A 12468-nucleotide genomic window follows, 5' to 3' on the forward strand; every position below is an offset into this window, starting at 1 on the left:
GGCAAGGGCTAAGGGCTGGCGCATCGGATCTCTTTCCTTGCTCCAAGCGAATCGATCCGGCATGGGAACGGCGCCGGTTCGCCCGCTTGCGCCCCGAGATAGCGGCTGGCGGTTTCCATCGTTGGTCTTGTCCGTGTCGGGAGGTTTCCGCGAAAGCCGAATTTGTAACGAAAGGTTTCCCCCGCACCCTCGGAAACACTTCCTTACAAATCTCTGCGTGCGCCGGGACGATTGTCGGGCATCATGGTTTCGGGTCACGGCAAGACGCGGCCCAAGGACAGGCGACAGGACGCGACCATGACCAGCCAGACCCTGGCCGAAGCCCGACGGCGCATGACGCTTTGCGTGCCGCGCGGCATAGCGGCCGATGCCGGCGCGCGGCAAATGGAGCCGGTCTCGTTCAGCCTGATCGAGTTCGGCGGCGAAAGGCTGGTCTTTCGGCTGGTCGATGCGCGGGGCGACCTGCTGGACCTGATGCTGAATCCGGTCGTCGCCGGCGCCCTTCGCGATTGCATTGCCTTGCACGAATGCCTCGCCGAGCGCCCGGAGCCGTCCGCCGCGCCTCATGAAGGGCAGGCCGGATCTTCTACGTCACGGTCCTGAGGACCGTGCAGCATTTCACCGGAAAGAGAGCCAAGACGTGATCTCCCCCTCCCGCTTCCTGGGCCCGGCGCTGCTGCTTCTGGCGGCGGGCTGCGCGGCCGTCGGACCCGATCCCGACGACCGCCCCGCGATCCCCCTGCCCGCGACCTTCGCCGAAGGCGAGGCCGCATCCGCCGGCACGCTGGCCAGCCGGGCCTTCTGGGCCGAATATCGCGATCCGGTGCTGAACGAGCTGATCGCGCGCGGGGCTGAAGCAGAACCTGGACGAGGCCGCCGCGCGCGAGCGCATCCGCGCCGCCGCCGCCGATCTGCGCGGCACCGGGGTTCTGGCGGCCCAGGCATCCGGCTCGGCCGATGCGTCGCGCAAACGCGGCTCGACTGCGGGCGCAGCGGTGCAGAACGTCAACGCCTCCAGCCTCGGCGCCGGTTTCGTCTTTGACCTGTTCGGCGGCGCGCGGCGCGAGCGGCAAGGCGCAAGGACCAGCCTGGAATCCGCCAAGGCGGATCTGGGCACGGCGCGGCTGGCCTGGATCGCCAAGCTGATCGATGCCGATAGCGACGCGCGCTATGACCCGCTGGCGCTGACGCGGCAGACGGTTTCCAGCCGCGAGGAAACCGTCCGCATCACCCGCGAGCAGCGCGAATTCGGTGTGGTCAGCGAATTCGACATGGCCCAGGCCGAGGCGCTTCTTGCTGCTGCGCGGGCCGAATTGCCGGGCTACGAGGCACAGTTCGAGGCGCAGGTGTTCGCCATCGCGACCCTGCTCAACCAGCCCGCCTCTTCGGTGCAGGCGCAGATGCGGCGCGGCTCTCGCCAGCCGCGCAGTCCCGGCAGCAGTCGCGCCGGCCTGCCGGCCGACCTGCTGCGCAACCGGCCCGATCTGCGCTCGGCCGAATAGGACCTGGCCGCGCTGGCGCTGCTGGACCTGCTGGATTCCGACCGCTCGACGGCCAGTGCCCGGCTCTCGGCCGCCTCGGCGCGCAACCAGGCGGCCAAGGAATGGGCGGCGCTGCAGATCGCGACAGGCGCCGGCGCGGGCGAGGTGGTGCTGGTCAGCCGATGAGCGTTCAGTATCCCGTTCCGATTGCTGCATTCGGTCGCCGCTTCCAAAATTCGGCATCCGGCAATCCCGGCGGATGTTGGCCTCGCAGGACGATGGACGATGCGGAATTTCCCCTCCCCTGGCGAGGGGAGATGCAGCACAGGGCAGAGCCGTCGCCGGGATCAGCCCCAGCCGAGTGGCCCCGAATTTCGATCGAAAAGGCTGCATCCGCTGCGCTTGGCGCGGGTCGCGCAGCATCAGCGCCCCCGCTCTGCAAGTCGCCTGCCACGGTCCCATCGACCGCAGGGGTGATCGCAAATCCCGTCCGAGCGCGGGCGGCAAGCCATTGTCAAGAATGGGCCGAAACCGGCCCAGCGAACGGCATTCGGATACGGCCTTGCGCATGCAGGCTGACGCTCATCTCACCATCGAGAGGTCTTCGTCGCCGCCTTAACCCGGAAGCTGGGTGATGAATTTTGTCACCAGATAGGCCTCGATCGCCTCCGAGCCCCCCTCGGTGCCATAACCGGATTCGCGCACACCGCCAAAGGGCACCTCGGGCAGCGCCAGCCCCAGATGGTTGATCGTCGTCATGCCCGCGTCGATTTCCAGTCCCAGCCGCTGCATCGTTTCGGCCGAGCGGGTGAAGGCATAGGAGGCAAGGCCAAAGGGCAGCCGGTTCGCCTCGGTGATCGCCTCGTCCAATGTATCGAAGCGATTGATCACGGCAATGGGGCCAAAGGGCTCCTCATGCATGATCCGCGCTGCCAGAGGCACATCGGCCAGCACCGTCGGCGCAAAGAAATTACCGCTGTTGCCGATGCGCTCGCCGCCGGTGACCAGCCGCGCGCCCTGTTCGACGGCATCGGCGACTAGCCCCTGCAGGGCGACGACACGGCGGTCATTCGCCAGCGGTCCCATCTGCACGCCCTCGTCGAAGCCGTTGCCGACGCGGGCGCGGGACAGCGCGGCGCTGAAATCCCCCAGGAAGGGCTCGAAGGCCGCGCCCTGCACCAGAAAGCGCGTGGGCGAAACGCAGACCTGCCCGGCATTGCGCAGCTTGCTGCCCGCCATGGTCTGCGCCGCGCGGGCGATATCCGCATCCTCGCAGATGATGACCGGGGCGTGACCGCCCAGCTCCATCGTGGCGCGCTTCATGTGCTGGCCGGCCAGGGCCGCCAGATGCTTTCCGACCGGGGTCGAGCCGGTGAAGCTGATCTTGCGGATCACCGGATGCGCGATCAGGTATTCCGAGATCTCGGCCGGCACGCCATAGACCAGGTTCACCACCCCCGCCGGAACCCCGGCATCGGCGAAGGCGCGGATCAGTTCGGCGGGCGAGGCCGGGGTTTCCTCGGGCGCCTTGACGATGATCGAGCAGCCGGCGGCCAGCGCACCCGACAGCTTGCGCACGACCTGGTTGATCGGAAAGTTCCAGGGCGTGAAGGCCGCGACCGGCCCGACCGGCAGCTTGATCGCCATCTGCGTGACGCCCGGCATGCGCGCGGGGATGATCTGGCCATAGGCGCGGCGGCCCTCTTCGGCGAACCAGTCGATGACATCGGCGGCGGCCATGGTCTCGCCCCTGGCCTCGGCCAGCGGCTTGCCCTGTTCGCGGGTCATGATGGCGGCGATGGCATCGGCGCGCTCGCGCAGCAGTTCGGCGGCGCGGCGCATGATGCGATAGCGGTCGAAAGCGCCGGTCGCGCTCCAGGCCCGGAAGCCGCGCGCGGCGGCGGCCAGCGCCGCATCCAGATCGGCGCGCTCGGCCTGGGCCAGCTGGCCGATCACCGCGCCGCTGGCGGGATCGGTTACCGCGATGCTGCGGCCCCCGGCACCCGGCCGCCATTGGCCGTCGATGAACAGAAGCGTGTCGGGATAGGCGGCGGTCATGTCTTTACCTTTTGCTGTTTCAGTCGCGCGGGGCATAGCCCAGGGCCAGGGAAATGGCGCGGGCGGCCTCCATCACAAGCGGCGCGATCTCGCGCAGCTGCTTGCGCTTGATGCGGGAATCGGGGCCGGACATGCCGATGGCGCCGGCAAGCTCGCCCGAGCGGTTCAGGATCGCGCAAGCGCAGGCGGCGATGCCCTCGCGCCATTCGCCCTCGGGGACAAGGGCGTGACCCTGCTCGCGTGCGATGCGGATATCCTCGCGCAATTCGGCAAGCGTGGTGCGGGTGGTGTCGGTATAGCGCTGCATCCGGCCCTCGAAGCGGTCGAGATAGCTGTCGGGCATCTGCGCCAGCATCGCCTTGCCGGTGGCGACGGTATAGGCGGGGGCGCGGGCGCCGACGCTGGTATGGGCGCGGATGTGATGGGCGCTTTCGATCTTGTCGAGATAGACCACCTCGCTGCCATCCAGCACCGACAGATGCACCGTCTCGCCGGTCTGCTCGGCCAGCCGGGCCATGGCGGGGCGGGCGATCCGGGTCAGGTCCATGCGGCGGATGACATGGCTGCCCAATTCCCAGATCCGGGTGGTCAGCTCGTAATGGCTTTGCGGCGGCACCTGCCGGACATAGCCCTGGGCGATCAGCGTCGCGAGCAGGCGGTGGACATTGCTTTTCGTCAGCCCCAGCGCATTGGCCAGGTCGGTCACGCCCCGCGGCTGGTCGCTGAGCGCAAGCGCCTCGATCAGGCGCAACCCCTTGATGAATGCCTTGTCCATGTCCGGCTTGGTCTTCCCTTGCTGGCGCGGGCCGGCGCGGCCCGCCCTTTTGTCATATATGCCCCAGGCCGCACCGAACAGGCCAGCCCAGGCATCCTTACTGCGCCAGAAGCGCGTTCAGCTGTTCCTGGCCGTATTCCTCGTTCGTGGTGGTGCCGTGGCCCGAGGCGGCGCCCCAGTAATCCGGGCTCCATTCGATGGCCTTGGCCAGGTTCTCGGGGTTGTTGGCCCAATACTTGCTGATCTCGGGATCGGCCTGCTCATAGACCAGGGGCGAGGGCAGCGCGACCGGATAGGCCGAGGTCAGTTCCGCCGCGCGCTTGGCATCCAGCCGCCAGGACAGCAGCTTCAGCGCGTTGTCGTAATGCGGCGCGCCCTTGGGGATCGAGAAGAAGTCGTAATAGACGAAGCCCTGGTTCCATTCGACTTCCAGCGGCGCGCCTTCCAGCGCCAGGACCGAGGACGAGCCGGTATAGGCCATGCACATGTCCGCCTCGCCGTCCAGCAGCAGCTGCGGCGCCTGGGCCGAGGTGGTCCACCATTTCGAGACATGCGGCTTGATCTCGGCGATCTTCTTCAGCGCGCGGTCCATGTCGATGGGATAGATCTGGTCCTTGGGCACGCCATCGGCCATCAGCGCGGCCTCCATGACAAAGCGCGGCCAGGCGGGCAGGCAGCGCTTGCCGGGGAACTTCTCGGTATCCCAGAAATCGGCCCAGCTTTCCGGCTGCGCCTCGGCATAGGTGTCGGTGTTGTAGACCATGGCGACGCCGATCACCTGCAAGGCCACGCCCTTGGGCCGCTTGAGGTTGTCGGGCATGGTCGCCAGCGTCTCCTGCGCCTCGGGCGACAGCTTGGCATAGTCGATGTCCGCCAGGCAGCAATCGCCCAGCAGGCGGGTTTCCTGGTCGAAGATGAAGGTCAGGTCCCATTCGGTCTTGCCCGCCTCGACCTGCGCCTTGATGCGGGGGCCGGAACGCGCCTCTTGCACCGTCACCACGTCGATGCCGGTTTCCTTCTCGAACGGGTCATACATGACCTCGCGCAGCGCATCGCCATAGGCGCCGCCGGGATCCTGCATCACCACCTCGCCCTCGGCAAGCGCGGGGCCGGCCAGCAGCGCGCCCAGGGCCAGCGCCGAGACCGCGCCGGTCAGTCTGTTCAGTCGCAGCATTCCATCCTCCTCCATTGGAACATTCTTGTGGTTACGCGGGCTTGCCGCGCGTCAGGACCGGCCGGGCCAGGATGATCCCGCCCACGACCAGCAGCACCTCCAGCGTCGAGACGACGGCCAGAACCGGGTTCAGCTGATAGTTGATGTCCGCCCACAGCATCAGCGGCAGGGTCTTCATCCGCGGGCTGGACAGGAACAGCGACAGCACCAGCTCGTCGAACGAATGCAGGAAGGCAAAGAACACCGCCGCCGCCAGGCCCGGCGCGATGGCGGGCAGCGTCACCGTGCGGAACACCGTCAGCGGCGAAGCGCCATGCACCGCGGCCCCCTGCTCCAGCCGCTGGTCCACCGCCTGCAGCGATGCCGCGACGATCACCACCACGATCGGGATGCCGCCGATGGCATGGGCGGCGGCCAGGCCGAGGTAGGTGCCGACCAGCCCCAGCTTCAGAAACAGCGCGTAAAGCGACAGGCCCAGCACCACCGGCGGCACGATCATCGGGCTGACCAGCAAGAGCATCAGCGCGGATTTGTAGCGGATGTTGCTGCGCACGATGCCCATGGCCGCCGTGGCGCCCAGGCTGACCGAGATCGTCGCCGAAAGCAGGGCGATCAGCAGCGAGTTGCGGAAGGCGTTCATCCAGTTGCTGTCGCTGAAGAACTTCTCGTACCAGCGCAGCGACCAGGCGGGCGGCGGAAAGGTCAGGTAGCTGGCCTTGCTGAAGGAAATCACCATCACGACGATGATCGGCACGACCAGCGCGACGATCACCGCCCCGCCCATGATCCGCACCGTCCAGCGCCCCCAGCCGGCGGGCAGCCGCCCCATCAGCCGCAAGAGCGGCCAGCCCAGCAGGTCGGCCAGCACCATGCCGAGCCCCCGGCGCGGCGCCTGCACGCGGGCCGCCGTGGCGACGGGCTTGGGCTTGCCATCGCCCAGCTTGCCGCCGCCCCAGATGAACTCGAACCCCATGATCCGGCCGGCGACGCCGACCACGACCAGGGTGATGACCAGCAGCACCACGGCCAGCGCCTGCAGGAACCCCTCGCCGGTGATGGAATCGGCCTGCTGGGTGATGTGCATGGCGAACATCTGGTCGCCCGGCCCGCCCAGCAGCGTGGGCGTGATGAAGAACCCCAGCGCCGCCACGAAGACCAGCAGGAAACCCGCGCCGATTCCCGGCAGCGTCAGCGGCAGCAGCACGCGCCAGAACACCGCCAGCGGCCCCGCGCCCGAGGCCAGCGCCGCGCGCGTCAGGCTGCTGTCCAGCCGCGCCACCGAGGCATAGATGCTGAGCACCATCAGCGGCAGCAGCACCGCCGTCATGCCCAAGAGCACCGAGCCCCGGTTGAACAGCAGCGCCAGCGGCGTGTCGATCAGCCCCAGCATTTGCAGCAGCTTGTTGATCGGGCCATTGCGGCCCAGCAGCACCATCCAGGCATAGGTGCGGATCAGGATGGCGATGAAATAGGGCAGGATCACCGCCGTCGCGATCAGGATCTGGGTGATGCCGCGCGTGCGATGGATCAGCAGCGCCGTGGGATAGCCCAGCAGCACGCAAAGGCAGGCCACCGTGAAGGCGATCTTCATGGTGCGGACCAGCGATTCCCAGTAAAGCGGGACCGAGAACACCCGCTCGAAATGCGTGGACCAGGTCGGGCCGGACATGCTGACCCGGAACAGGTCGATCAGCGGCAGCAGATAGATCACCGCCAAGAACAGCACCGCCGGCACCAGCAGCAGCGCCGGGCTTTTCAGCCGCTGCGCCAGGGGGGTGCGGGGGGCGGCAAGGGTCGCGTCGCTCATGACAGCACCCAGCTGTCGGCGGCGCCCCAGCCGACATGCACCTGCGCGCCGAGTTCGGGCAGCTCGCGCCCGGCGATGTCGGGGCAGCGGATCAGCAGGCGCTGGCCGTCGTCCAGCACCACCTCGATGCGCAGCACCTCGCCCAAAAACAGCGCCGAGGTCACGGTCGCGGGCAGGGTGCCGGGCGCGGGGGCGGCGTGGATCGCGATGCGCTCGGGGCGGATCAGCACGGTGGCGCTGTCGCCGGACACGCCATGGCGCGATTCCGCCTCGAAGACATGGCCGCCGGGGGTGCGCAGCGTCAGGACGCGGCCGTTTCGGCCCAGCACCTGCGCGTCGATCAGGTTGCTTTCACCCACGAAGCCCGCGACGAATCGGCTTTGCGGGCGGCGATAGATCTCGGCCGGGCGGGCGATCTGCACGATATGGCCCGCGTCCATCACCGCGATGCGGTCGGACATGGTCAGCGCCTCGGACTGGTCATGGGTCACGAAGAGGATGGTCGAGCCGATGGCCTGGTGCAGTTCGCGCAGTTCGATCTGGATCGATTCGCGCAACCGGCGGTCCAGCGCGCTCAGCGGTTCGTCCATCAGCACCACGCGCGGGCGCATGACGATGGCGCGGGCGATGGCCACGCGCTGCTGCTGGCCCCCCGACATCTGCGCCGGCAGCTTGCCGGCATGGTCGGACAGCCGCATCATCTCCAGCGTCTCGGCCACGCGGCGGTCGGTTGTCGCGCGGTCGATCCTGGCCATGCGCATGGGAAAGCCCACGTTCTGCGCCACGGTCATGTTCGGAAACAGCGCATAGCTCTGGAAGACCATGCCGAAGCCGCGCCGATGCACCGGCACGTGCTGGATCGGCTTGCCATCGACCAGGATCTGGCCGCCGTCGAGGCTCTGGAACCCGGCAAGCAGGTTCAGCAGCGTGGTCTTGCCGCTGCCCGAGGGGCCGAGCAGCGTGATGAACTCGCCCGGTTCGATGTCCAGGCTGATGCGGTCGGCCGCGACGAAGGCGCCGTATCTCTTGACCACCTCGCGGATCGAGATGCCGGCGCCGATCGCCTCTTGCGCCCGCACGGCGGCAGTGGTCGTGGTGCCGGACGTTTCAAGGCGCATCTCGCGCCGCGCCAATGTCTGCGCCATCATTTCCTCCCTCGTTCCATATTATAGAACGCTATTCTGTATTTCATTGTCGGCGCTCTGCCCCGCTTGTCAAGAATTTCCGACGGGCGGGCGAAATTTCTGCAAAATGCCGCGATGGGAATGGATTGACTTGCCGGTTTGGCTCTGCCTATCATGATTTTCAGAACTATGTTCCATATTTTGGAACACGCGGGAGGAAGGGAACGATCATGCCACAGGATCTGCGCGCCATGGCCCGCCGCGTCACGCCGGGCATGTCGCTGGCGCTGCCGGTGGATTACGCCGGGGTCTCGATGGCGATGACCCGGCCGCTGATCGAGCATGGGGCGGGCGGGTTGCACCTGGTCTGCGTGCCGACCGGCGGCCTGCAGGTGGACATGCTGATCGGTGCCGGGCTGGTCGCCACGGTCGAGACCAGCGCCCTGTCGCTGGGCGAGGCCGGGGGCGCGCCGCGGTTCAACGATGCCGTGCGACAGGGCGGCATCCGCATCCTCGACGCCACCTGCCCCGCGATCCATGCCGGGCTGATGGCGGCGCAGAAGGGCGTGCCCTTCCTGCCGATACGCGGGCTGATCGGCTCGGACGTGCTGGCGAACCGCCCCGACTGGCGGGTGATCGACAACCCCTTCGCCGCGGGCGATCCCATCGCGCTGATCCCGGCGATCCGGCCCGACGTGGCGATCTTTCACGCGCCGATGGCCGACCTCGAAGGCAATGTCTGGATCGGCCGCCGGCGCGAGCTGGCCGCCATGGCCTATGCCGCGACCGAAACGCTGGTGACGGTGGAACGCATCGTGGACCGCAGCCTGCTGGCCGACGAGATGACCGCGGCCGGCACCCTGCCCGCGCTGTACGTCGGCGCCGTGGCCGAGGCGCCGCGCGGCGCCTGGCCCTATGGCCTCTGGGGCGAATATGCCTCCGACACGGATGAGCTGATGCGCTATGCCGCCGCCGCCCGCACGGCCACGGGCTTTGCCGAATACATGGCGGGCTTCATGGGGCAGGAGATGCCGGCATGAGCGCCGCCCTGCCCCGCGAGATCCTGATCTGCACCATCGCCCGGCTGCTCGACGGCGTGCGCCATGTCGCGGTCGGCGCCTCCTCTCCCATGCCTGCCGCAGGCGCGATGCTGCGCCGGGCGCTGGACGACGGCCAGCGTCCGGTGCGGCTGTCTATCCTCGGCTCGGTCGAGCATAATTTCTTCACCAACGGCTCGGCAGAACTGTTCGACAGCGCGGGCCAGGGCCGGCTGGATGCCTTTTTCCTGGGCGGCGGCCAGATCGACGGCCAGGCCAACGTGAACCTGGTCGGCGTCGGCGACTATCCGCGGGTCAAGGTGCGCTGGCCCGGCTCGTTCGGCTCGGCCTATCTGTATTTCACCGTCCCGCGCGTGATCCTGTTCCGCGAAGAGCATTCGCCGCGCGTGCTGGTGGACAAGGTCGATTTCATCAGCGCCCCCGGCACCAGCGCCCCCGGCGTTTATCGCGCCGGCGGGCCGGTCGCGCTGCTGACCGGCAAGGCGCTGTTCCGCTTTGACAAGGCGCGGCCGGGCTTCACGCTGGAAAGCGTCCACCCCGGCCATGACCTGGACGAGATCCGCGCGGCGACCGGCTTTGCCTTCGACCATGCGGAAACGCCCGCCGCCACCCCTGCCCCCGACGCCGCCACCCTGTCGCTGCTGCGCGGCCGGGTGCTGGATGAGCTTGCCGAAACCTACCCCGCCTTCGCCGCCGAATGGCGCAGCGACCTGGCGGCCCTGACCCGCGAAGGAAGCCCCGCATGATCAATCCCGGATCGCTCGCCAATCTTCGGGTCATCGACGCCAGCCGCGTACTGGGCGGTCCCTATGCCGGCCAGATCCTGGCCGATCACGGCGCCGATGTCGTCAAGCTGGAACCCCCTGCGGGCGACGAGACGCGCGGCTGGGGCCCGCCCTTCCTGGGCGATGCGGCCAGCTATTTCCTGGGCCTGAACCGCAACAAGCGCGGCATCGCCGTGGACCTGTCGCAAGAGAGGGGGCGCGAGCTGCTGCTGGCGCTGCTGGAAGACGCCGACGTGCTGATCGAGAATTTCAAGACCGGCACGATGGAGCGCTGGGGCCTGGGCCAGGACGAACTCGCGCGGCGCTTCCCCCGGCTGGTGCATTGCCGCGTCTCGGGCTTCGGTGCGGACGGGCCGATGGGCGGGCTGCCGGGCTATGATGCGGCCATCCAGGCGCTTTGCGGCATCATGAGCGTGAATGGCGAGGCGGGCGGCCAGCCGCTGCGCGTGGGCCTGCCGGTGGTGGACATGGTGACGGGCCTCAACGCCACCATCGGCATCCTGATGGCGCTGAGCGAGCGCGCGACCAGCGGCAAGGGCCAGTTCGTCGAGACCAGCCTTTACGATTGCGGCGTCTCGCTGCTGCATCCGCATTTGCCGAACTACTACCTCTCTGGCAAAGTGGCGGGGCCCTCGGGCAATGCGCATCCCAACATCTGCCCCTATGACACCTTCGCCACCGGGTCCGAGCCGATCTTCCTCGCCGTCGGCAACAATCGGCAATTCGCCACGCTCTGCGCCATGATCGGCCGGCCCGACCTGCCTGACGATGCCCGATTTGCCTCGAACAGCCAGCGCAACATCCATCGCGACGCGCTGAAGGCCGAGCTTGAGGCGGCGCTGGCGTCCTTTGACTGCGCCGATCTCTCGGACCGGCTGATCAAGGCCGGCGTGCCCTGCGGTGCGGTGCGCACAATCGATCAGGTGATCGCCGATCCGCATACGATCCACCGCGAGATGGTGGTGGACATCGGCGACTATCGCGGCACCGGCAGCCCGATCAAGCTGTCGCGCACCCCCGCCAGCTATCGCCGCGCGCCGCCCGGCTTTGCCCAGCACACGGGCGAAGTCATGGCGGAACGCGCGCTGGACCCCGACAGCTACCGCGAGGTGCTGCCGGGCCTTGACCCCGAAGAGAAAGCCGCGAGGAAAGCATGACGGACCGCCTGACCATCGGCATCATCGGCGACGGCTTCATGCAGCCGGGCTTCTTTGAAGCCGCGCTGCGCGAGCAACTGCCCGGCCGCGCGCTGACCATCCGCAGCATGGAGGTCGACTGGCCGCTGCGGCTGAAATCCACCAAATACGACCCCACCCTGCCCGTGGGCGAATTCGTCGGCCGCCCCGAGGATTATTTCGACTTCCTCGCCGATCTCGACATCCTCGTCACCCATCTGGCGCCCATCACGGCCGAAAGCCTCGACCACGCGCCCCGGCTGAAGGCCATCGCCGTGTCGCGCGGCGGGCCGGTGAATATCGAGATGGCGGCGGCCCGCACGCGCGGCATCCCGGTGGTGAACACGCCCGGCCGCAATGCCTCGGCCGTGGCGGAGTTCACCGTCGGCTCGCTGCTGGCGGAAACCCGCAATCTGATCCGGGGCCATATGGCCGTCGCCAGCGGCCGGTTCGGGCGCGAATTCTATCACTACGCCAACACCGGCCCCGAACTGTGCGAGCTGACCGTCGGCATCGTGGGCTATGGCGACATCGGCACGCGGGTCGCACGGCTGTTGCAGCCCTTTGGCTGCGGCATCCTGATCTACGACCCGTTCAAGGAACTGACGCCCGAGGAAAAGGCCGCCGGTTTCGAAAAGGCCGAGCTGGACGACCTGATGGCGCGGGCCGACGTGGTGACGCTGCACCCCCGCGTCACGCCCGAGACCAAGGGCATGATCTCGCGCGCGCGGATCGCGATGATGAAGCCCGGCGGCTATATCGTGAACACCACGCGCGGGCAGGTGCTGGACTATGGCGCGCTTTACGACGCGCTGGTCTCGGGGCAGTTGCGCGGCGCCGCGCTGGACACGTTCGAGCCCGAGCCGCCGCCCGCGGACTGGCCGCTGCTGAAGCTGCCCAACGTCACGCTTTCGCCGCATATCGCCGGCGCCTCGCGCCATTCCGCGATCAAGGCCGCGACCATGATCGCCGGCGACATCGCGCTGATCCTTGACGGCAAGCCGCCGCTCCATCCCTGCAAGTGAGGCATC

11 protein-coding genes are annotated in these 12468 nt (G+C 68.1%); 6 read left to right on the forward strand and 5 right to left on the reverse strand.

Features of this window, described 5'->3' with window-relative positions:
* Positions 1-297 precede the first annotated feature (297 nt).
* Together FE811_RS17360 and FE811_RS28325 are read left to right on the forward strand one after the other, a co-directional pair.
* Positions 298-603, forward strand: coding sequence for a hypothetical protein (locus tag FE811_RS17360; protein WP_140848187.1), 306 nt, complete (start codon positions 298-300; stop codon positions 601-603).
* A gap of 308 nt (positions 604-911) precedes the next feature.
* Positions 912-1502, forward strand: a complete 591-nt coding sequence (locus FE811_RS28325) for a TolC family protein (RefSeq protein ID WP_255469766.1) — start codon at positions 912-914, stop codon at positions 1500-1502.
* A 594-nt stretch (positions 1503-2096) separates the two neighbouring features.
* Here the strand turns inward: FE811_RS28325 and FE811_RS17370 are convergent.
* From FE811_RS17370 to FE811_RS17390, 5 genes are all read right to left on the reverse strand, one after another.
* Positions 2097-3539, reverse strand: coding sequence for an NAD-dependent succinate-semialdehyde dehydrogenase (locus FE811_RS17370; RefSeq protein ID WP_140848189.1), 1443 nt, complete (start codon positions 3537-3539; stop codon positions 2097-2099).
* Positions 3540-3558: 19 nt separating this feature from the next.
* Positions 3559-4314 (reverse strand): IclR family transcriptional regulator, encoded by a 756-nt coding sequence (locus tag FE811_RS17375; protein ID WP_036760543.1) that lies wholly within the window; start codon positions 4312-4314, stop codon positions 3559-3561.
* A gap of 97 nt (positions 4315-4411) precedes the next feature.
* Complete coding sequence (locus FE811_RS17380; protein WP_140848191.1) at positions 4412-5488, reverse strand: extracellular solute-binding protein; 1077 nt, start codon at positions 5486-5488, stop codon at positions 4412-4414.
* Positions 5489-5519: 31 nt separating this feature from the next.
* Positions 5520-7295 (reverse strand): ABC transporter permease subunit, encoded by a 1776-nt coding sequence (locus FE811_RS17385; protein WP_140848193.1) that lies wholly within the window; start codon positions 7293-7295, stop codon positions 5520-5522.
* Complete coding sequence (locus tag FE811_RS17390; protein ID WP_140848195.1) at positions 7292-8440, reverse strand: ABC transporter ATP-binding protein; 1149 nt, start codon at positions 8438-8440, stop codon at positions 7292-7294. Before FE811_RS17390 ends, FE811_RS17385 begins: the two co-directional genes overlap by 4 nt.
* A gap of 209 nt (positions 8441-8649) precedes the next feature.
* On the opposite strand from FE811_RS17390, the gene FE811_RS17395 reads away from it, so the two are divergent.
* From FE811_RS17395 to FE811_RS17410, 4 genes are read left to right on the forward strand one after another with little or no spacing between them, the layout of a single operon-like run.
* The gene (locus FE811_RS17395; protein WP_140848197.1) at positions 8650-9459 is read left to right on the forward strand and encodes a CoA transferase subunit A; all 810 of its coding nucleotides are present in this window, start codon (positions 8650-8652) and stop codon (positions 9457-9459) included.
* Complete coding sequence (locus tag FE811_RS17400; RefSeq protein WP_140848199.1) at positions 9456-10223, forward strand: CoA-transferase; 768 nt, start codon at positions 9456-9458, stop codon at positions 10221-10223. The genes FE811_RS17395 and FE811_RS17400 overlap by 4 nt, the downstream gene beginning before the upstream one ends.
* Positions 10220-11419, forward strand: a complete 1200-nt coding sequence (locus FE811_RS17405; RefSeq protein ID WP_072463877.1) for a CaiB/BaiF CoA-transferase family protein — start codon at positions 10220-10222, stop codon at positions 11417-11419. The genes FE811_RS17400 and FE811_RS17405 overlap by 4 nt, the downstream gene beginning before the upstream one ends.
* On the forward strand, positions 11416-12462 hold the full coding sequence (locus FE811_RS17410) for a 2-hydroxyacid dehydrogenase (RefSeq protein ID WP_140848201.1): 1047 nt from the start codon (positions 11416-11418) through the stop codon (positions 12460-12462). The genes FE811_RS17405 and FE811_RS17410 overlap by 4 nt, the downstream gene beginning before the upstream one ends.
* The last annotated feature ends 6 nt before the right edge of the window (positions 12463-12468 follow it).

Origin of the sequence: Paracoccus sp. FO-3 (assembly GCF_006386455.1) — a bacterium.
Classification (GTDB): domain Bacteria; phylum Pseudomonadota; class Alphaproteobacteria; order Rhodobacterales; family Rhodobacteraceae; genus Paracoccus; species Paracoccus versutus.